19 protein-coding genes are annotated in these 22,397 nt (G+C 38.4%); 14 read left to right on the forward strand and 5 right to left on the reverse strand.

Annotated elements, in window-relative coordinates; genetic code table 11:
• Positions 1-11: 11 nt before the first annotated feature.
• The 5 genes from Q0940_RS02880 (at position 12) to katG (ending at position 5,866) form a co-directional block, all read left to right on the forward strand.
• Positions 12-800, forward strand: a complete 789-nt coding sequence (locus Q0940_RS02880; protein WP_299263599.1) for a 3-deoxy-D-manno-octulosonic acid kinase — start codon at positions 12-14, stop codon at positions 798-800.
• A complete protein-coding gene (locus Q0940_RS02885) occupies positions 797-2,215 on the forward strand; it encodes a 3-deoxy-D-manno-octulosonic acid transferase (RefSeq protein WP_299263601.1) in 1,419 nt (472 codons plus the stop codon). Before Q0940_RS02880 ends, Q0940_RS02885 begins: the two co-directional genes overlap by 4 nt.
• Positions 2,216-2,296: 81 nt before the next feature.
• Entirely contained in the window at positions 2,297-2,890 is a 594-nt protein-coding gene (locus Q0940_RS02890; RefSeq protein WP_299263604.1) for an LEA type 2 family protein, read from the forward strand.
• Positions 2,891-2,941: 51 nt separating this feature from the next.
• Positions 2,942-3,289 (forward strand): hypothetical protein, encoded by a 348-nt coding sequence (locus tag Q0940_RS02895; protein WP_299263607.1) that lies wholly within the window; start codon positions 2,942-2,944, stop codon positions 3,287-3,289.
• 420 nt (positions 3,290-3,709) lie between these two features.
• Entirely contained in the window at positions 3,710-5,866 is a 2,157-nt protein-coding gene (katG, locus tag Q0940_RS02900) for a catalase/peroxidase HPI (RefSeq protein WP_299263610.1), read from the forward strand.
• A 139-nt stretch (positions 5,867-6,005) separates the two neighbouring features.
• Here katG and hldE read toward each other — a convergent pair whose 3' ends face one another.
• From hldE to Q0940_RS02920, 4 genes are all read right to left on the reverse strand, one after another.
• Positions 6,006-7,463: a bifunctional D-glycero-beta-D-manno-heptose-7-phosphate kinase/D-glycero-beta-D-manno-heptose 1-phosphate adenylyltransferase HldE gene (hldE, locus tag Q0940_RS02905; protein ID WP_299263614.1), complete on the reverse strand. Its 1,458-nt coding sequence runs from the start codon at positions 7,461-7,463 to the stop codon at positions 6,006-6,008.
• 116 nt (positions 7,464-7,579) lie between these two features.
• On the reverse strand, positions 7,580-8,440 hold the full coding sequence (locus Q0940_RS02910; protein WP_299263617.1) for a PA4780 family RIO1-like protein kinase: 861 nt from the start codon (positions 8,438-8,440) through the stop codon (positions 7,580-7,582).
• A gap of 38 nt (positions 8,441-8,478) precedes the next feature.
• A complete protein-coding gene (locus Q0940_RS02915; protein ID WP_299263620.1) occupies positions 8,479-9,054 on the reverse strand; it encodes a D-sedoheptulose 7-phosphate isomerase in 576 nt (191 codons plus the stop codon).
• Positions 9,055-9,062: 8 nt separating this feature from the next.
• Positions 9,063-9,716, reverse strand: coding sequence for a TetR/AcrR family transcriptional regulator (locus Q0940_RS02920; protein ID WP_299263623.1), 654 nt, complete (start codon positions 9,714-9,716; stop codon positions 9,063-9,065).
• Positions 9,717-10,150: 434 nt separating this feature from the next.
• Between Q0940_RS02920 and coaD the strand changes: the two genes are divergently transcribed.
• The 3 genes from coaD to Q0940_RS02935 are packed head-to-tail and all read left to right on the forward strand — an operon-like array spanning position 10,151 to position 12,855.
• On the forward strand, positions 10,151-10,636 hold the full coding sequence (gene coaD / locus Q0940_RS02925; protein WP_299263626.1) for a pantetheine-phosphate adenylyltransferase: 486 nt from the start codon (positions 10,151-10,153) through the stop codon (positions 10,634-10,636).
• A 41-nt stretch (positions 10,637-10,677) separates the two neighbouring features.
• Positions 10,678-11,913 (forward strand): cystathionine gamma-synthase family protein, encoded by a 1,236-nt coding sequence (locus Q0940_RS02930; protein ID WP_299263628.1) that lies wholly within the window; start codon positions 10,678-10,680, stop codon positions 11,911-11,913.
• A 51-nt stretch (positions 11,914-11,964) separates the two neighbouring features.
• On the forward strand, positions 11,965-12,855 hold the full coding sequence (locus Q0940_RS02935; protein WP_299263631.1) for a TraB/GumN family protein: 891 nt from the start codon (positions 11,965-11,967) through the stop codon (positions 12,853-12,855).
• 32 nt (positions 12,856-12,887) lie between these two features.
• On the opposite strand, the gene ilvY is transcribed toward Q0940_RS02935, so the two are convergent.
• On the reverse strand, positions 12,888-13,763 hold the full coding sequence (gene ilvY, locus Q0940_RS02940) for an HTH-type transcriptional activator IlvY (RefSeq protein ID WP_299263634.1): 876 nt from the start codon (positions 13,761-13,763) through the stop codon (positions 12,888-12,890).
• A 141-nt stretch (positions 13,764-13,904) separates the two neighbouring features.
• Between ilvY and ilvC the strand changes: the two genes are divergently transcribed.
• The 6 genes from ilvC (at position 13,905) to Q0940_RS02970 (ending at position 22,034) form a co-directional block, all read left to right on the forward strand.
• On the forward strand, positions 13,905-15,386 hold the full coding sequence (gene ilvC / locus Q0940_RS02945; RefSeq protein ID WP_299263637.1) for a ketol-acid reductoisomerase: 1,482 nt from the start codon (positions 13,905-13,907) through the stop codon (positions 15,384-15,386).
• Positions 15,387-15,733: 347 nt separating this feature from the next.
• Positions 15,734-17,458 carry an acetolactate synthase 2 catalytic subunit gene (ilvG, locus tag Q0940_RS02950; RefSeq protein WP_299263643.1) on the forward strand — a complete coding sequence of 575 codons (1,725 nt, stop codon included), beginning with the start codon at positions 15,734-15,736 and terminating at the stop codon, positions 17,456-17,458.
• Between the two features lie 9 nt (positions 17,459-17,467).
• On the forward strand, positions 17,468-17,815 hold the full coding sequence (locus tag Q0940_RS02955) for an ACT domain-containing protein (protein WP_299263646.1): 348 nt from the start codon (positions 17,468-17,470) through the stop codon (positions 17,813-17,815).
• 78 nt (positions 17,816-17,893) lie between these two features.
• A complete protein-coding gene (ilvD, locus tag Q0940_RS02960) occupies positions 17,894-19,747 on the forward strand; it encodes a dihydroxy-acid dehydratase (RefSeq protein WP_299263649.1) in 1,854 nt (617 codons plus the stop codon).
• 111 nt (positions 19,748-19,858) lie between these two features.
• Positions 19,859-21,409, forward strand: a complete 1,551-nt coding sequence (ilvA, locus tag Q0940_RS02965; RefSeq protein WP_299263652.1) for a threonine ammonia-lyase, biosynthetic — start codon at positions 19,859-19,861, stop codon at positions 21,407-21,409.
• Between the two features lie 247 nt (positions 21,410-21,656).
• On the forward strand, positions 21,657-22,034 hold the full coding sequence (locus Q0940_RS02970) for a hypothetical protein (RefSeq protein ID WP_299263655.1): 378 nt from the start codon (positions 21,657-21,659) through the stop codon (positions 22,032-22,034).
• Positions 22,035-22,397: the final 363 nt, after the last annotated feature.

Here is a 22,397-nt window from a genome sequence, read left to right on the forward strand (position 1 = left end):
AAGAAGTCGTTTTGTTATCAGATACAACTGCTATGTTATGGCGTAAAACTACCGAAAAAAATCAAACAATTTTTGCGCATAACAGCGTGCCAGACACTGTAACAAGTGATTGGTTTAGTGCTGCGTTTTGGTCAGAAAAAAATGCAATAATTGGTGAGTCCAAAGGCCGTAACACCACTTATTTTATTAAATACAATTCGGTTTTAGAGGCATCTTCAGGGGAACGTCAGTTTGTTTTACGTCACTACTATCGTGGCGGTTTAGTTAGCAAAATATTACACGATGAATTTTTATTTACCGGCATAAACAAAACTCGCAGTATTGCGGAATTAACTATGCTACAAAAAATGGTCGACTTAGGTTTACCTGTGCCAAATCCTATCGCGGCTATGGTAACGAAAGTAGCTGGTTTATGGTGTCGGAACGATATTTTAATTGAGAAAATTGCCAACGCTAAAGATGGTTTCCATTGGTTGTTAACTGAAGATCTGTCAGATGAGGTTTGGCAAAATATTGGTGCAACTATTAAGCTCTTTCACCAGGCTCGAGTGTGTCATAACGACCTTAACATTCATAATATTATGATAGATAAGAGTGGCAAGGTATTCTTAATTGATTTTGACCGCTGTGAATTTAGAGAGCCAGAATTTAATGCCCCAGCAATATTTTGGCAACAAGCTAACCTAAATCGTTTGTTACGTTCATTGAATAAAGAAAAAGACAAAGCAGTTAACAATAATAAAGAATTCCATTTTAACGACAGTAAATGGCAGCAATTTTTACTAGGCTATGCTAAATGAACTTGTTAATAAACGGCAGAAAAACAAGTCCGATTAAACGACAGTTAATACTGCTGCTTTATAATTTTTTATTAGTAATATTTATACTTGTAGATTTCACTAAGTGGGTTATTGCGTTAGTGAAACAAGCCATGTTTTTTATTTTGCGCAAGCCACTTAACGGCACAGAAAAACGCGATTGGTATTGGGGGCAAAAATACGGCTTAGTAAGTAAAGGGTTACCTTTAAGTCAACTAGTTTCAGAAAGCAAAACGGTAATGTTCCACTGTGCGTCAGTCGGAGAAGTTGTTGCGGTTATTCCACTTATAAAGCAACTGTTATATGACGCTAAAGGCACTTTATTAACGTTGAATTTTGTTGTCACCACAAACACCAAAACAGGAAAAGAACAGTTATTACGATCATTGGATGATGAGCTTAAAAACAAAGTCACACACTCCTATTTACCTGTTGATCTGCCTTGGTTAATGTCATCATTATTAAAACAAGTTAAGCCAGATATGCTTGTTATTATGGAAGTAGAACTGTGGCCTAACTTGATCAACCAATGTTATAAAAAACACATTCCCGTGAGCATAGTAAACGCCAGATTAACGGACAAAACCACAAAGGGTTATCAAAAATTTATTAGCCTTGCCCAGCCGATGATTAAGCAATTACACCGAGTGTATGCCCGTAATCAAACTGACTTTGATAATTATCTGGCAATGGGCATCAATCGAGATAAGTTATCTCTATTCGGCAATATTAAATTTGATATTGGTCAAGCTAATATGCAATTGGCACAAGAGCTAAGACAGTCACTTAATCTTCAAAGCCGCCGAGTCATTATTGCTGGCAGTACGCATGAAACTGAAGAAAGCTTAATTGTTGAAGCTTACAAACAATTTAAAACTCAATATCCAGATTTGATTTTAATAATATGCCCAAGACACCCAGAACGTTTTATATCAGTTTTTGAATACTTAACGTCACAACAACTCAATATAGTTAAAATGAGTGAGTCTGAGTCGGCTGAAGCCACAACTGATGTGTTATTGGGCGATCAAATGGGACAACTAAGTAAATTATACGGTGTTTGTGATATCGCCTTTGTTGGCGGTTCGTTTGCCAAGCGTGGTGGTCATAACCCAGTAGAGCCTGCTGCATTTGCTAAACCTATCATTATGGGACCACATGTTTATAACAACCCTGAAATTTGCCATACATTAGCGGATGACGGAGGATTAACCATTGCCAATAACCACTTTGAATTTGTGAGCCAATTAAATACATGGTTATCTGATCAAGAGTTAAGTGAAAACACAGGTAAAAAAGCATTGGCTACATTGCAACAAAACTCAGGTGTGATTAAACAGATCAGTGCTGAGTTGATATGTATATTACAAACAACACAAATAGGTAAACCCTCTTAAAGGGAACTTGGCATTAGCGGTTAGAGAATGTAACCTAGCCGCCTTATTCAAATTCATTGAGTATAAATTAAGGACAATAGATTGAAATTCCAAAGGTTATCAAAATTAATACTGCTAAGCTTAGTTGCACTTCTGTTAACTAGCTGCACCGCAATTAGGCTAGTCCAATCTGCAGATATAAAAGACCCAACTTTTAAATATATAGACAATAAGGTTGCTAAAGTTAGAGATAACAAAACCATCGTGAATTTAAACTTTGAAGCTAAGAACCCAAACGAGATTGGCCTTAAAAATATCTTTATAAGTTACGAGCTATTTACCGAAGGAAAGCGTTTTCTTAAGGGGCGGAATATTAAAATCCATTTACCGCCTAATAGTACAACTAAATTAGTTGTTCCTGCTGAAATTGTATATAAAGATGTATTTAGAGCACTTGGCCCAGTAGCAGAAAAAATATTGTTAAAACACAAAGAACTTCCAGTGTTAGTTAAACTTAAAATTTCAGGAACACCAACGGTATATAATGAAATTGAAGAAGGTGCTATTTTCTCATTCAAGTTGGGGATGAATAAAACAATTCATGTTCCTATTCCACATGACAAAATCGATAAGGCCGTTAATAAAGCTGCAAAAAAAGCTAAGAAAGAATTAGATAAACTGAAAAAATTCTTTTAGTAACTTGTTTAATAAATTCTAGAGCATAAGTCATAAAGGTAGTCGTTAAACATGAACAAAATCACAATTAATTTAAAGCCTATTTTAGTTATATTGTTAAGCTGTTTAGCGACATCTTGTGTTTTTTATCCTAAAACGTCAGATTCTCAAAGTTATTACGATGAATGTAAAATGGTGACCAAAAAGCTTTCGTTAGAAGTACTAGGGGATGAGAATTTTTGTAGTCGTGATGGTTCTAGTGACAATTTACAATGTTTAGTTGGCGCTGGTATTGTTGCATCAGCATCTATCGTTATCTCTGGCAGTATTGTTGTGGTTGGTAACACACTCCATTGGTTGGAATATCAATCGGGATGTACGCCAAAAAATCGCAAAAAAAAGCATAAGGTACAGGTTTAGACTTAAACTCCACTCTACGTTATTTCAATTATTAATTATTTCACTTTTAACTAGATCTCCTTCCACGGTAAATCAACTTTGTATTGTTCGTTACTAGATTTACCATCTCAATCTTTCCAACATCTGCTATATATATTAGCTAATACATTAAGAACGTATTGACTCAATTATCGGGCGTTTACTTACACATCAATTACTCGTGAATAGTCATGATATATAGTTATAATCACCTTATAGGTAAAAGCTGTTACAAGAATCGATATTAGCAGCTTTATCTAATTAAACGAATGGTCGATAGTGGTGTCAGAGCACATCATAAGCTTGTGCAAATAATAGTATCAGTTTTATTAAATCTCGCTGATTGGGGAGGACTTATTAGAATTGATATCAATTTTCAATTGAAAGATAGGGGAACTACATATGTCTAATAATAAATGTCCAGTAATGCATGGCGGCGCAACAGAAACCAGCATGAATACTATGGAGTGGTGGCCTAAAGCACTCAACCTAGATATTTTGCATCAGCACGATAGCAAAACTAACCCAATGGGCGAGGACTTTGACTATAGAGAAACCGTTAAAAGCCTAGACGTTGCAGCATTGAAAAAAGATATGCATGCAGTAATGACTGATAGCCAGGAATGGTGGCCTGCCGATTGGGGACATTACGGTGGTTTAATGATCCGTATGTCTTGGCATGCCGCAGGTACTTATCGTATTGCAGATGGCCGTGGTGGTGCTAGTACCGGAAATCAACGTTTTGCCCCACTTAATTCGTGGCCGGATAATGCAAATTTAGATAAAGCACGTCGTTTACTTTGGCCAATCAAGAAAAAATACGGTAATAAACTTAGCTGGGCTGACTTAATTGCTTATGCTGGCACTATGGCTTATGAATCTATGGGTTTAAAAACCTTTGGTTTTGCCTTTGGTCGTGAAGATATTTGGCATCCAGAAAAAGATATTTATTGGGGAGCCGAAAAAGAATGGCTTGCGCCAAGTGGCAGTGAAGGCAGTCGCTATTCAGGCGAACGCGACTTAGAGAATCCATTAGCGGCAGTAATGATGGGACTTATCTATGTTAATCCAGAAGGCGTTGACGGTAATCCAGATCCTCTTAAAACCGCTCACGATATGCGTGTTACGTTTGAGCGTATGGCAATGAATGATGAAGAAACCGTGGCTCTTACTGCTGGTGGTCACACGGTTGGTAAAACTCACGGTAACGGCAACGCCGAGTTATTAGAAGCGGATCCAGAAGGTGCAGAATTAGAAGACCAAGGCTTTGGCTGGTTAAATAAAACCAAACGTGGCATTGGCCGTAACACTGTTACAAGTGGTATTGAAGGTGCATGGACGACTGAGCCGACTAAATGGGATAACGGATTCTTTAAATTGTTACTTAACTACGATTGGGAACTGAAAAAAAGCCCAGCGGGTGCGTGGCAGTGGGAACCAATTAACATAAAAGAAGAAGACAAACCTGTAGATGTAGAAGATTTAACAACTCGTTATAATCCAATCATGACAGATGCGGATATGGCGTTAAAAATAGATCCTGAGTATCGTAAAATCTCTGAAAAATTCCAAAACGACCAAGCTTATTTTTCAGAAGTATTTGCTAGAGCATGGTTCAAATTAACTCACCGTGACTTAGGACCAAAAGTTCGTTATATCGGACCTGACGTACCAAAAGAAGAGTTAATTTGGCAAGATCCAATCCCTGCAGGCTCTACTGATTTCGACGTAGAAGCGGTAAAAGCCAAAATAGCAGCGAGTGGTTTAACTATTAGCGAGCTAGTTTCAACAGCATGGGATAGTGCGAGAACGTACCGAGGTTCAGATAAACGTGGTGGTGCTAACGGTGCTCGTATTCGCCTTGCGCCATTAAAAGATTGGCAAGGAAATGAGCCGAGTCGCTTAGCCAAAGTACTAAATTTACTGGAAGCGATTGCAAATGAAAGTGGTGCAAGCCTTGCTGATGTTATCGTACTTGCCGGTAATGTAGGCATTGAACAAGCAATAAAAGCCGCGGGTTCAAATGTTAGCGTTCCGTTCTCACCAGGACGTGGTGATGCAACAGAAGAAATGACAGATGTTGAATCGTTTGAGGTACTTGAACCTGTGCATGATGGTTTCCGTAACTTCCTTAAACGCGATTACAATGTCAGCGCAGAAGAGTTGCTACTAGACCGTAGTCAATTAATGGGCTTAACGGCACCAGAGATGACTGTACTCGTTGGTGGTATGCGAGTAATTGGTACTAACTACGGTGATAGTAAACACGGTGTATTTACTGAGAATGAAGGTGCATTAACAAACGACTTCTTTGTAAACCTTACCGACATGAATTATTCGTGGAAACCGAGCGGTGAAAACCTATATGAAATTCGTGACCGTGCAACGGATACAGTGAAATGGACAGCAACAAGAGTCGATCTTGTGTTTGGTTCAAACTCTATCCTACGCTCTTACGCAGAAGTTTATGCGCAAGACGACAACAAAGAAAAATTCATAAAAGACTTTGTTGCAGCATGGACTAAAGTAATGAACGCAGACCGTTTTGACTTAGTGTAACGCTTTAAACGTTATCGTGATTCTGAAATGGGTAAGGGGAATTAGTTCTCTTACACACTTCTAAAATAACAAAGCCCCAATGCTAAAAAACATTGGGGCTTTTTTGTGTCTATTTATAGGATAGGAACCATATAAATAGTTATTTCTGCTGTATTTTTTCAATGATCTTAGTGGTTGAACATCCATCCACAAATTCAATTACAGCAACTTGTCCACCTTGAGCTTGTACAAAGTCTGCACCTACTATGGTTTCTGGTGTGTAATCACCACCTTTCACTAAGATATCAGGATTCACTTTTTGAATAATATCAAACGGTGTATCGTCGTATTGATTGCCGTTTAACTCACCAAATGGAATTACCCAGTCAACGCTAGCTAAGCCAGATATAACGGTTGCTCTATCTTTTAAAGGATTAACCGGGCGGCTTGCTCCTTTTAAGCGAGTAATGGAATCGTCGTTATTCAATCCAACAACCAAACGGTCGCCTAACGCTTTTGCTTGTTCTAAATAGTGTACATGGCCTGCGTGTAAAATATCAAAACAGCCATTGGTAAATACAATTTTCTCACCACTTTGGCGAGCAAACTCAATATGTTTAAGTACATCATCAAATGGAGTTTGGTAATGTGCTTGTTTAGATGCAAACATGTTCTTGTTCACAACACTGTATAACTCTTCTGGTGAAACGGTAGCTGCGCCAAGTTTAGCAACAACAACTCCTGCGGCTAAATTGGCAATTTTAGCGGCATCAGCAAGTTCTAAACCTGCTGCCATCATCATAGCTAGTGTAGCAATCACCGTGTCACCAGCACCTGTAACATCAGATACTTCAAGCACTTGCGCTGGCATATCTACTTTTTCAGTGCGTGTTATGGCTGACATGCCTTGTTCACTTCGAGTTAACAAAATAGATTCAATGTTGCAGTTAGTCATTACATCTTGTGCCGACTGCCATATTTCGTCTTCGCTATTAACTAGACCGCCAGCGGCAATAAATTCATCTTTGTTTGGTGTTATAACATTTGCACCAGCGTAGTCAGATAAGTCTTTTGATTTAGGATCAATTAATACAGTTTTACCTGCGGATCTAGCTGTCGCGATCATCTCTTTAATGCAAGAAAGTGAGCCTTTGGCGTAATCAGAAAATAAGATGAAATCAAAGTTATTTAATTCTTGTTCAAATTTCTTTTGTAGAGATTTTGCATGTTCAATAGCAAATTGCTCTTCAAAGTCTAAGCGTACAACTTGCTGTTGGCGGCTAATAACACGCAATTTGGTAATGGTTGGCTGTTCAGTTTGGCGAATTAATGCTGAGTTAATGTTTTCGTCTTTTAACAACTGCTCTAAACGATCACCGTTTTCGTCATCACCAATAATACCTAGTAAAGTAACTTGCCCATCTAAACGAGCAATGTTTAAGGCTACGTTTGCCGCGCCACCAACTTTGTCGTCTAGGCCGCTAATTTTAACAACAGGAACTGGGGCTTCTGGAGAAATGCGTTTAGAGTCGCCGGTCCAATATCGGTCCAACATTACGTCGCCAACAACTAAAATTTTTACATCACAAAGGTGGTTAAAGATAGACAAGTCAAACATAAGAAAATTCACTAAAAGCTAGATGGGGTAAGCATACATTATTTATTAATTGTGGAACACCTTGAGTACAAGCTAGGCTTGCATTTTTTGTTATTCAAGGTGTTTGTGTATGCGGTTTATTCTTCTGGAGCATCGGCTGAAGAAATACGATCTAAACGTTCTTGTTCTTCTTCAAACGCTGCAGATATTTCTTGTAAAACAGAGTCAACATCAGCTTCGCCAGAGGTATCAATAAATTCACCAGTCAATGGTGTATCTGGTAATAGTTCGCCGACTTCATATAATGCCCACATTTCTAGGGCAAAACGTGTTTCGCTGAGGCTTGGTTCGTATTGAGCATAATAATTAGTGACGTTCTGTACATCACGAATTAACATTTTCTTCGCATTATTATTGGCCGCAGCATCTACCGCTTGTGGTAAATCTATGATCACAGGACCATGTTTATCCACCAAAATATTGAATTCTGATAAATCGCCATGAACAATACCGGCACATAACATACGTTTTACATGCACCATTAATTCGGTGTGTTGTTTAACGGCTTCTTCAGCAGACATGGTTATGTCGTTTAAACGTGGAGCAACATCACCGTCAGCATCAACAACTAGTTCCATTAACAATACGCCGTCGTAACAACCATAAGGTTTTGGCACTCGAACACCAGCATCTGCAAGTTTGAATAAAGCGTCAACTTCCGCATTGTGCCAAGATTCTTCTTGTTGGCTACGGCCAAATTTAGAACCTTTTTCCATAGCGCGTGAGCGGCGACTATTTCTGCCTTTACGCCCTTCTTGGTATTGAGCTGCTTTTTTGAAACTGCGTTTGTTGGCTTCTTTGTAGACTTTGGCGCATTGAATATGATCACCAGTGCTTACCATGTAAACAGTGGCTTCTTTTCCACTCATTAATTGACTGATAACTTCATCAACCAAACCATCTTCCACTAAAGGTTGTAAACGTTGAGGGATCTTCATAATACGAGACCTAATGTAACACTAAAAATTGATTTCAATTATTGCGTAACCAATTCGTCGATTGCTTCACATAACCAGTGGCCAATAAACATATGAGCTTCTTGGATACGAGCCGTAATATTGTTTTCTATAATAATAGGTAGTTTCGCTATGTCTTTTACTTTTCCGCCGTCACGGCCAGTAAATGCAACTGTATATGCACCAATTTCATTAGCGGCTTCAAGTGCTAAATTGATGTTGGCACTGGTGCCAGATGTGGTTAAACCAATAACAACATCTTGTGGTTTTACTAATGCTTCAACTTGACGAGCAAATACAGTATCAAAGTGATAGTCATTGGCGTGAGCTGTAAGAATTGAGGTATCTGTGGTTAATGCCATAGACGCAAGAGCACGACGCTCTTTTTTGAAGCGAACCACAAACTCCGCGGCTAAATGTTGGCTGTCGGCAGCACTGCCGCCATTACCAAAAAATACGATTTTTCCGCCTTTTTCTAATGCATCAAAACATTGAGTTGCCAAGGTTTCAGCAACTGGAAGATATTTTTCCATCGAATTAAACAAGTCTAAATGCTGTTTAAGGTTGTCTGCGTAGCATTTTTTTAAATCAAACATGGGCGTTCCTATTCTTCAACTGTTTTGCCTGCAGCAAGTGCTCGATATCGAGTTGAAATGTCATTGATAGTGTCTTTATATTCTGAGGTTATATACGGTTTAAACAGTAATATAACTTTAAGTAGACCATTGTAAATTAATTCGTCGGTGACATCAGCGTTTTCTGAACTTGTTTTACAATAACTGATCCAAAAAGTAACTTGCTGCTTAATTATATTAGCTAAATCGTCAATGTCGTTGGTATCCATATCGATAACATTAGCAACTTGTAAGCTAACAATAAGATGATGGATTTTTTCCATCATTTTATTATGAATTATGCCAAATTGAGCTCTTAATTCTGGGTCACGAGCCATAATAACAGGTAGGTTATCGTATAAAAAATTGAAGTGATATAACGCACTAAATACCGCATCAAGATAGTTAGTTAATATTTTAACCGCATCTTGGCTTGGTTTTACTGGTTCAAAAGAAACAGCCATATGATCAGCATATTTATTAAAGATATGACGGATGATCTCTTCTTTATTACTAAAGTGGTAATACAGATTTCCTGGGCTGATATTTAAGTGTGAGGCAATGTGATTTGTGGTGACATTACGTTCGCCTTGGCTATTAAATAGCTCAATGCTCGCTTCGATTATTCGGTCTTTAGTTTTCATTTTCAAACTCTGTTACTCGTACAGGCCACACTTGATCATCAAGTTCCATTTAGTGATACGACATTTTATAATACTGAACAGTCACTAAACCGCTTATTTTTTGCTATCACAGCATTGTGTATGTTTAGTGAATTTAGATCAATAGCTCTATAAATATTCTTTGGAGCTAAATAATATTTTATTGTATTTATTATTTAACATTGAGTGAATTATTAATATAAATCAGGTGTTTACCGTACTCCTAATAATAGATTTTGTATAACTCTGCCGGTTATGCACCTTTGAATTAGAGTACACACATAACTAGTTAAACTATGGTTTACCTCTCAATATATAATTCCACATCACAAAATGTGATTAGTCATGTTATTGTCCTAATCTATATTTAAGTTACAAACAATATCAATTTAATAAGATAAAGAAGAGCAAATGAAATGGTAAAAGCAATTTATCCGGGTACTTTTGATCCAATCACTAATGGCCATATAGATTTAGTAAAACGCTCGGCTAAAATGTTCAATCATGTTGTAGTGGCAATCGCCACTAGTTCACGAAAAAAACCTATGTTTACTCTTGAGCAACGAGTTGAAATGGCTAAGGCCTCATTAATCGATGTACCAAATGTGACAGTGGAAGGGTTTACAGGTTTACTTGCTGATTATGCAAAACAAAAAGACGCTAAAGTGTTAATCCGTGGCGTGCGTGCGGTTGCCGATTTTGAATACGAGTACCAACTTGCTAGCGTAAACCGCACATTATATTCAGAATTAGAAAGCGTGTTGTTAACACCAAATCATGAGAATGCCCATATATCTTCCACCATAGTAAGAGATGTTGCTGCCCATCATGGTGATGTATCTTCGTTTGTTCCTCCATTGGTTGCAAAGGCGTTAGAACAAAAGTTTAACGTTAGTAAATAGAATTGATTAGCCAATAGGCCTGTAAAATAAGGTTGTGAAAAATGAGCAAAACAAAATTTACCACTACGGTTGTGCACGCAGACCGTAAACTTAATCCAGACAGTGGTGCAGTGCATTATCCAGTTGTTAATTCAGTATTATTTGGTTATGACAATCCACAAGATTTAGTGGATATATTTCAGGGCAAACTAGCTGGCCATGCTTACGCTAGACAATCAACGCCAACTACAGACGCATTACAGTCAATGATCAATGGTATGGAAGATGGTGTCGGAAGTTTAGTATTCGCCTCAGGCATGGCGGCAATTACAACGACCTTCTTGACCTTGTTAAACGCAGGCGATCATATTGTTGCTAGTCAATTTCTATTTGGAAACACACCAAGTGTATTTGGCACATTAAAACGTTTTGGCGTGGAAGTGACGCAAGTCGATGTCACTGATATTGAACAAGTAAAACGAGCTATTCAGGCAAATACAAAAATGGTATTTACAGAAACCATTGCCAATCCAGTTACCCAAGTTGCTGATTTACAAGGTATTGGTCATTTATGTAAACAGCATAATTTGGTTTATATTGTTGATAATACAATGACTCCTAGTTATTTATTTAAAGCGAAAAATGTAGGCGCGAGTTTAATTACAACCTCATTAACAAAGTATGTAGGCGGTCATGGCACGGTAACTGCTGGTGCTGTAATAGATACTGGTAATTACGACTGGACTCAATACGCTAATATTTTAGATAGTTTTAAAACCTTACCATCGCAAGCCCAAGCGTTAACGCAAATTAAGAAAAAAGGGTTACGGGATTTAGGTGGTTGCTTGTCATCTGACTCGGCACAAATGATTGCCGTTGGCGCGGAAACCATGGCATTAAGAATCGACCGTGCCTGTGCTAATGCACAAGCGTTAGCCGAATTTTTAGAGTCGCATGACAAAATTGCAAAAGTATATTACCCGGGATTAAAAAATCATCCCCAGCACCAACAAGCTAAAACATACTTTAAGCAATTTGGTGCAATTGTTAGCTTTGACCCGGTTGAAAATATAGATCCCGTTGCCTTGTTAACTGAATTAAATGTAGTGATCACGGCGACTCATTTAGGTGATAACCGCACATTAGCTTTACCAGTTGCTCAAACTATTTATTTTGAAATGGGATTGGAAAACAGACAAAAAGCGGGAATTAATGAAAACATGATCCGTATGTCCGTAGGCATTGAAGATATAGATGATCTTACAGCTGATTTCACACAAGCATTAGCAAACGTTTAAACAACTAGAAGAAGGATACTTAATATTATGCGTATAGTTATGAAGGACTTTATGAAAAAAATTTCACATACCTTGTCTTTACTTATATTACTGACTTTAACAATAAACCAAGCTCACGCTGATTTATTGTGGAGTAATAAGAAATCAGGTGGTGATGATTTCCTATTAGGCACAATTCATTTAGGGGATGAGCGTTTATCTACCCTGCCAGACTCCATTAAAGCAGCAATAGACAGTGTTGACGTTGTGGTTATTGAAACTGATGTATCGTTAGTGAGTACGGAAGAACAACAAAAGCTACTATTACAAGCAGCAAGCTTGCCGCCGGGTCAAAGATTAAGTCATGTGCTATCACCTGCTGTATATGACAAAGCTAAGCAGTATTTAACCGCTAACGGCTCGAGTATCGAAAACCTAGCAAGCTTTAAACCTTGGCTAGTTGGGTTAGCTATGGTGCAAATGGCTTATGCAAAATTAGAGTTAAAAGAAGAATATGGCATTGATAAACAAGTGCAAGAGTATGCTCTAAAGCAAGGTAAGAAAGTGATTGGATTAGAGACCTATGCTGAGCAAATGGGATTTTTTAATGCAATAACGGATAAATATCCAGAGTTCACGGGTGACGACTTAATTTTAGACACGTTAACAGAAATTGAACAATACTCTGACTTACCAAAAGAAATGATCACAGCTTGGATAAACTCAGACTTACAAGCTTTTGAAAATATGTACCAAGGAACTCTAGGCACAAGTAAATTTGATGAAGCCGCTGAGCAAGTGTTAATCGTAGAGCGTAACCATAAATGGTTAACGCCGTTAGAGTCTATGTTTGCGAAACAAAAAGTGTTCTTAGCGGTTGGCGCGTTACACTTCGCAGGTGAAGACGGATTACCTAGTTTAATGCCAGACAAGTTTGAGTTGATAAAAGCAAAAACTAAATAAACCGTTAGCTAATTTTAGTAGCGGATAAAACGCTATTGAGAAGACAAGATAAAGGCAGAGACAATTGGATCTGCTTTTTTGTTATTTAAGCAACAAACACCAATATTAAAAGGTTCAGGGCTGATGTTTGGCTTTAATTCTAGGATCTTATTTTTAACCGGACTTGCGTTTATCACTAACTGTGGCGCAATTGTTATTCCGCAGCCCAAAGCCGCCATACTAACCAAGGCTTCATGACCCGCAACACTGGCATAAATATGCGGTTTGATGGACATGGCTTTTAACCACTTTTCAAACTTATGTCTAATTGGCCCCGACTCAGGCATTACAATTGGCAATTCATTCCAGTTTATATCTGGTTTTTGACATAACAAAGCAAGTTCGCTGTTGTCGTCTGGACCAATTATTTTTAGTGATATTTCAGCCAAGGATTGGAAGTAGTATTTACTAGAGTGTCCTTCTCTTAATGAGGCAATAGAAATATCTACTTCATTATTATCTAACAAAGATAGGGCTCTTGATGCGTCACCTGTGATGATCTTTAAATCAACCGATGGATGTAAAGCTGAAAAATTTTCAATAAGAGGCGGTAAAAATTCATAAGCCGCGGTTACAGTGCAGAATATTCTAAGGCTACCGTTAAGCTGTTCACTCTTTTGTTTTAGGTTTTGCTGCAATGCATGCCATTCAGTGATTGTTGAGGCTGCAAACTCACGTGTTTTAAGGCCAGCTTGAGTTAACTCTACTTTACGATTGTCACGTAAAAACAAAGGCTCGCCAATTTCAACTTCTAAACGCTGAATAAGTCGGCTTAAAGTTGACGGACTTAAATACATAGCTTCTGCGGTGGTCGCAAAATGTTTGCTTTGGCATAAATGTAAAAACGCTTTGAGTTCTTTTAAGTCCATAACGATGGGTGTCCTAGCTGGCATATTTCAATAATTGCAATACAAGGTTGAGTATATATCAATTTACGCAATTATAGATAACACATATAGTCCAATCAACAGAAAAACTCTTGCGAAACCCGCAAATATTAAGGAAGCATCATGGCTAATTATTTCAATACTTTACCTTTACGTGAGCAACTAGCTCAATTAGGCGTTTGTCGTTTTATGGAACGCGAAGAATTTGACGCAGGATGTGACGTCCTAAAAGGGAAAAAGATTGTCATTGTTGGTTGTGGCGCTCAAGGTTTAAACCAAGGTTTAAACATGCGCGACTCTGGTTTAGACGTATCTTATGCATTACGCCAAGCCGCTATTGATGAAAAACGTGACTCATTTGTACGCGCTTCAGAAAATGGTTTTGTTGTTGGTACTTACGAGCAATTAATTCCATCAGCCGATTTAGTTTATAACTTAACGCCAGATAAACAGCATTCAGCTGTTGTTGATGCGGTTATGCCGTTAATGCAAAAAGGTTCTACTTTAGGTTACTCACACGGTTTTAATATCGTTGAAGAAGGCAAACAAATACGTGCAGACATCACAGTTGTTATGTGTGCGCCAAAATGCCCAGGTACTGAAGTACGTGAAGAATATAAACGTGGATTTGGTGTTCCAACACTAATCGCGGTACATGAAGCAAACGACCCAGAAGATAAAGGTTGGGATATCGCTAAAGCACTTGCCTCTGCAACAGGTGGTGATAGAGCGGGTGTTCTTGAGTCTTCATTTGTAGCGGAAGTTAAGTCTGACCTTATGGGTGAGCAAACAATTTTATGTGGTATGCAACAAGCTGCGGCTGTTGTTGCCTATGAGAAAATGGTTGCTGAAGGTATTGATGCCGGTTACGCAGCTAACTTAATCCAATATGGTTTAGAAGTTATCACTGAAGCGATGAAAGTTGGTGGTGTAAGCCACATGTTAGATCGCTTATCTAACCAAGCTAAATTACAAGCATTTGGCTTGTCTGAAGAGCTTAAAGAATTAATGCGCCCATTATTTGAAAAACATCAAGATGACATCATCAGCGGTGAGTTTTCTAGAACTATGATGGCGGATTGGGACAACAATGACGCTAACTTATTAAAGTGGCGTGAAGAAACTGGCCAGACTGCATTTGAGCAATCGCCTCAAGTTCCTAATACAATCACAGAACAAGAGTTCTTCGATAAAGGTATCTTCTTAGTTGCTTGTATCAGAGCAGGTGTTGAATTGGCGTTTGAAGTTATGGTTGAGTCTGGCATTTTACCAGAGTCGGCATATTACGAGTCGTTACACGAAACTCCGTTAATCTCTAATACTATTGCTCGTAAACGTTTATACGAAATGAACGTAGTTATCTCTGACACAGCTGAGTACGGAAACTACTTATTTGCTAACGCAGCTATTCCACTTTTACGCGAAAAAGTAATGCCAAGCATCACTACTGAGCTAATGGGTAAAGGCATCGCTGTTGAAGACAATGCAGTTGATAATAAATTATTAGTTGAAGTTAATGATGCACTACGTAACCACCCAGTTGAATGGACTGGTCAAGAATTACGTGGCTACATGACTGACATGAAAAAGATCCAAACAGTTTAATAACTGAAAAGACTTTTGTTATAACTAAATGGACTAAGTGTTATTTAGCTTATTGATTGACATAAAATCGCTCAACAAGTATTAATACATAACACTTTCTTCATTGTTCAATTTTAATGAATGACGAAGTAACAACAAATTATTAAATAATGGCATTATGAATTTAAACCTAGCTCTTCTAATTATTAACGTCGTCGTGATTATTTCACGTCGGGGTTTTTGTTGAGCTAAATTCAAAATGTTCAAAACCCCGGCTACCAAGTTCGGGGTTTTTTGTTACTACGCCTGAACTTATAACCGGGTTAGACAATACCAAATTGGTATGCAAACTAACGGTTGGAATGACGATGAAAATAGGCGCAGATTTAATTATAGACACCCTTTATAAGCAAGGGGCTACTGAGGTGTTTGGTTATCCAGGTGGAACCATAATGCCGGTCTATGATGCCCTATTCCGCAGCTACGAACGTAATGTCCCTATCAAACACTATTTATGCCGCCACGAACAAGGTGCAGGTTTTGCAGCTGTTGGTTTTGCCCGTTCAACAGGTAAAACTGGAGTATGTATTGCTACATCGGGTCCAGGTGCAACCAACTTAATTACTGCTTTAGCTGATGCTAAACTGGACTCAGTTCCAGTTGTTGCCATTACCGGTCAAGTGCCAAGACCACTTATGGGGACTAATGCGTTTCAAGAGGTGGATGTGTTTGGTTTGTCGTTAGCAAGTTGTAAACATAGTTTTCAGGTAATGGATCAGTCAGAGTTGGAAGACACAATCAATCAAGCATTTCGTATTGCTAATGAAGGTCGACCAGGTCCAGTATTGATTGATATCCCTAAAGACGTACAAATGAATGCAGTTATTAAACAAACTCCACTTAATTTGCCTACGCCGCAAGTACAACCTATCACGCTAGACCAAATTGAATTAGCCAAGTCATTAATTTTAAATGCCAAAAAACCTATTTTTTATATAGGTGGTGGTGTAGATATGGCAAAAGTATCTAGACAGTTAAATGCGTTGTTATCACACACACAATTACCCGCAGTTACTACGTTAAAAGGTATAGGCGCTATAAAATCTAGCTACCCACACTTTATGGGAATGTTAGGCATGCACGGCAATGGTGCTGCTAATTTAGCGGTACAAGAATGTGACTTATTAATTGCTTTGGGTGCGCGTTTTGATGACCGAGTTACTGGTAAGTTATCTACCTTTGCCGCCAAAGCAAAAGTGCTGCATATAGATGTAGATAACTCAGAACTAAATAAATTACGCCAAGTTGAGTTAGCGATTACTTGCGGATTAGAAGCAGCATTACCAGCTTTAGAGCAACAGTTCTCATTAATAGACTCTAATGATCAACAGCAATGGCAGTCATGGCGTGATGAATGTGCTGAATTAAAACAGCAACATCAATGGCAATACGACTGTCCCGCTCAAGGTATTTATGCACCTGCTTTATTAAATGAGTTATCGAATGTAATGCCAAGTTCTACCGTGATCACTTGTGATGTGGGTCAACATCAAATGTGGGTAGCACAACACATGACGTTTGATAGCTCAAAAAATCATTTAAGCTCTGGCGGTGCTGGTACTATGGGATTTGGCTTACCTGTTGCAGTTGGGGCCAAAGTAGCACGACCAAACGATCAAGTTATCGCCGTTTGTGGTGATGGCTCAATTATGATGAATATCCAAGAGCTAGGTACTATCAAACGTTTTAACTTAGGTGTTAAAATTTTACTTATAGACAATGCCAAACTAGGTATGGTGAAGCAGTGGCAAGAACTGTTTTTTGATAAACGTTTAAGTGAAACGGATTTATCTGACAATCCAGATTTTGTGAAATTAGCGTCTGCGTTTGATATACCGGGTAAAATGATCTGTAAGAAAAGTGAAGTTGAACAAGCAATAAAAGAATTTGTTGAGTTTGATGGGGCGTTTATCTTGCATGTTAAAATTGATGCACAAGACAATGTATGGCCTTTAGTACCTCCAGGTGCAGCTAATCAAGATATGATCGGCAATGGATCAGCAGATAATCAACCAACAGAAAATGTGGGCTAGGAACTAATTATGAGCAATAACAATCACAACGAAACACCAATAGCCCATTTATCGTTGATCTGTACGAGCAACTCAATTTTATTGGAACGTCTATTACAAACTATTCGTTATCGTGGTTTTCAAGTGTTAAACATGAATTCAAATGATTTAGAAAATGGCGAAACAGAAGTTAATTTTTTAGTTAAAGGTCAAGCTAAGCTGACAACACTGAAAAAAAGCTTAGAAACAATAATTGATGTTCAACAGTGTTATTTGACCGACGAAAAAGAAAAATTAGCAAAGTTATTAGAAATGGGCTTATCGAGCATAAATAGCTCTTTTATCAATAATGCACCACAACAAGCAGCTAATTACTAAATAAAGATATCAGAGGTTTTTTATGCCTTTGAAATTCGACTATTATAACGAATATAAAATAGAGTAAGGAATTTTAGGATGCCAAAGTTACGCTCAGCAACGTCTACGCAAGGTCGAAATATGGCAGGAGCTCGCGCTTTATGGCGAGCAACTGGAATGACAGACGGTGATTTTGGTAAACCTATTATTGCAGTAGTTAACTCATTTACTCAGTTTGTTCCGGGTCATGTGCATTTAAAAGATATGGGTCAGTTAGTGGCTGGTGCCATTGAAGATGCTGGCGGTGTAGCAAAAGAATTTAATACGATTGCGGTAGATGATGGTATTGCCATGGGACACAGCGGTATGCTTTATAGCTTACCGTCGCGTGACTTAATTGCGGACTCAGTTGAATACATGGTTAATGCGCATTGTGCCGATGCCATGGTGTGTATTTCAAACTGTGACAAAATTACTCCGGGCATGTTAATGGCAGCGATGCGCTTAAATATTCCGGTTATTTTTGTCTCAGGTGGCCCAATGGAAGCCGGTAAAACCAAGCTTTCTGATCAAATTATCAAACTAGATTTAGTTGATGCCATGATCCAAGGCGCCGACCCAAAAGTATCAAACGAACAATCAGACCAAGTAGAACGCTCTGCTTGCCCAACGTGTGGTTCTTGTTCAGGCATGTTCACTGCAAACTCAATGAACTGTTTAGCAGAAGCGTTAGGTTTAGCGCTTCCGGGCAACGGTTCTATGTTGGCAACGCATGCTGACCGCGAACAGTTATTCTTAAAAGCGGGCAAGCAAATTGTTGAGTTAACTAAACGTTATTATCAAGACAACGACGAGTCTGCCCTGCCGCGTAATATTGCTAACAAAGATTCGTTTTCCAATGCCATGTGTTTAGATATTGCTATGGGTGGGTCAACTAATACCATCTTACATTTATTAGCAACTGCACAAGAAGCAGACATAGATTACACCATGGAAGATATGGATAAGTTATCTCGCATAGTCCCGCAGTTATGTAAAGTTGCGCCGTCAACGCCAAAATATCATATGGAAGATGTTCACCGTGCTGGTGGTGTTATTGCTATTTTGGGTGAGCTATCACGTGCTGGTTTACTTAAAACCGACGTGCCAAATGTATTAGGTACAACTTTGGCAGACGTGATTTCCAAATACGATATAAAAGTAACAGACGACGAAGACGTTAAAAAATTCTACCGCGCAGGCCCTGCTGGTATTCGTACCACCAAAGCCTTTAGTCAAGATTGCCGTTGGGATACATTGGATGATGACCGTGAAAATGGCTGCATTCGTAGTATTGAACATGCCTTTTCAACGGAAGGTGGCTTAGCCGTTCTTGCTGGTAATATTGCTGTTGATGGTTGTGTGGTTAAAACCGCAGGTGTGTCTGATGATAACTTAGTATTTACCGGCCCTGCTCATGTATTTGAAAGTCAAGATGCTGCAGTTGCAGGGATCTTAGATGGTAAAGTTGTAGCTGGTGAAGTGGTTGTTATCCGTTACGAAGGTCCTAAAGGTGGCCCGGGGATGCAAGAAATGCTATACCCAACAACTTACTTAAAATCTATGGGATTAGGCAAAGCATGTGCGTTATTGACTGATGGTCGTTTCTCCGGTGGAACATCTGGTTTATCAATTGGTCACGTATCTCCAGAAGCGGGAAGTGGCGGTACTATTGCCTTAGTAGAGCAAGGCGACATTATCCATATTGATATCCCTACTCGTGAAATTACATTACAAGTACCTGAAGCTGAACTTGAAACTCGCCGTAAAGCGATGGAAGCTAAAGGCAAAGACGCTTGGAAACCAGTTAATCGTGTTCGTCCAATTAGTTACGCCCTTAAAAACTATGCAATGTTAGCCACCAGTGCTGACAAAGGCGCAGTGCGTAATCGTGAGTTATTAGATAACTTTTAATAACTGCGAAAAGGGTTAACAGATCCTAGTTATTAGCATAGATATATAATGTATTACTTGAGTTCATAGTATGGACTCAAGTTTTTTATAACGTAGATAAAAGAGAAAACTATGTCACCAGCAGACCAACTAAATAAACTGAAAGTAGCACAGGGATTTGTTCACGATATTTTGTTGGCTCCAATTTATGACATAGCAATTCAAACTAATGTAGATAGATTAAAGAGCTTGTCAGAACGATTACAAAACGACGTTTTTGTAAAACGTGAAGACGAACAGCCTGTGCATTCATTTAAATTACGCGGAGCCTATAACAAACTCGCTAATTTATCTAAAACACAATTAAGTTGTGGTGTGGTTGCAGCTTCTGCTGGAAATCACGCTCAAGGCTTAGGCCTGTCAGCAAAAACATTAGGGGTAAACGCAACTATTGTGATGCCAGAAACCACGCCAGATATAAAAGTAAATGCAGTACGTGGTCATGGTGCTAATGTGGTGTTAGTGGGCAAGAGCTTTGATGAAGCAAATAAATTTGCTCTTAACTTAGCCGCTGAAAAGTCCATGACTTATATCCATCCTTTTGATGATAAAGACGTTATTGTAGGGCAAGGCACAGTTGCTAAAGAGTTATTACAGCAAGTTAGAGACCTAGATGTTGTTTTTATTCCTGTTGGCGGTGGCGGTTTACTCGCGGGAATGGCTGTTTACATTAAACAGTTAAAACCAAGCATTAAAGTCATTGGTGTTGAGCCAGAAGGTGCTGCATGTTTAAAAGCTGCATTAGAAGCTGGCGAGCCAGTAGATTTAGCTCAAGTAGACTTATTCGCTGACGGTGTTGCGGTAAAACGCATTGGTAAACATACCTTTGAACTAGCACAACAATATTGTGATGAAGTGGTTACGGTAAATTCAGATGAAATATGTGCCGCAATAAAAGACTTATTTGATGATGTGCGCGCAGTTGCAGAGCCGGCTGGTGCATTAAGTTTGGCTGGATTAAAAAAATACGTAAAACAAAACGGTATTACAGGTAAACGTCTTTCTTGCATATTATCTGGTGCTAACCTTAATTTTGACAAGTTACGTTATGTAGCGGAAAGAACTGAACTGGGCGAGAAAAAAGAAGCGGTTATTGCTGTTACTATTCCAGAAAGACAAGGCGCATTTATTGAGTTTTGTGACGTGATTGGCGGTAAAGCCATTACGGAGTTTAATTATCGTTTTCAAGACAAAAGCCAAGCACAAATATATGTTGGCGTTAAGTTAACTAACGGCCAGCAAGAGCTAGATGAAATGATAAACCAGCTAACTAAAGCAGACTATCAAGTAGTTAACTTATCGGACAATGAACTAGCAAAACTACACGTACGTCATATGGTTGGTGGCAAACCAGTAGAGCCAGTTAATGAACGTATTTTTAGTTTTGAATTTCCAGAGTATCCAGGGGCACTTTCCAAGTTTTTAAACACGTTAGGGCAAAACTGGAACATCACATTATTCCATTACCGTAATCACGGCGCCGCATTTGGTCAAGTACTAGCCGCGTTTGAAACCACAAAAGCAGACGATGAAAAACTGCAACAACACTTAGACGAGCTAGGCTTTAACTGGAAAGATGAAACTGAAAACCCAAGCTTTAAGCTATTTTTACAGAGTAGTTAGTGGTTACTTATTGCTAGTTATATTATTAAAAGGTCAGTGAGTTTTTCACTGACCTTTTTTTGCTTTGAAATGACTAAAAATTTAATTACAGTGGCCCTAAAGTGAAATCAATAGCTCTGACCCCATTGGTTACGTCTGAGGTTAAAGCAAATTGTCAACATGGTGCAGGTGGAGCATGCCAAGTCGTAACATTTGAGAAGGATAAATTAGACGAAGTCGGTAAGGGTAAATTGGGAGGTGAATAACTATGAGTCAAAGTCCATCAGATGAAGATTTGGGAGCGGTTTATCAGTACAGAGACTTACTATTGATTAGTTGGCCGGAAATCGAAGAAAAAGTGTCTATTAATATACAAGATAGTGAAAATGACTTTAAATATATCAAAGAAATATTTGTTGTTTTTTTAGAATTTAGTGCAAAAAAACTTAGCAGAAAGGATATTGTTTGGAGTAGCACTAGTTGGTTGTTTCATACATTAATTGAAGAAAAAACATCTATCTTTGAAGAGGTAGATATGGAGCAATATTACAAGTTAATTAATTTATTTAGACATAATGAAAGTACAATTTTTGAACATCTTTATGCAGAAGATATGGATAAAATTGATGAGATTCTAAAAAAATAAAGTGAACTAAAAGAGACACGCACTTCAATTTGACAGTTTTTTGAAGACCAGATTCAATTGATTCAATTTAGAATGGGTGTCCATCTAATACTATCTGAATTAGAAGCAATGGGGTCACTCATTAGTTCTTCCAAAAACTACTTGTACCTATCGCTACCAATTGGTACAGTGCGGCCCGTTAAATAAATAAGTATAAATCGTGAACAGAATTGGATATACCGATGGAAAGTTGAATGACTTAAATTAATCGTTCTTAATCATTGATTTCTGCTTTAAAATCATAAGCTTAAATGTTGTTTTGGAGGTAAGCGATATCGCTCGGTATGACACGTTTAGAGCGGAGTTACTATTCGGATGAGTCAA

This window comes from uncultured Psychrosphaera sp. (genome assembly GCF_947500655.1).
Lineage (GTDB): Bacteria > Pseudomonadota > Gammaproteobacteria > Enterobacterales > Alteromonadaceae > Psychrosphaera.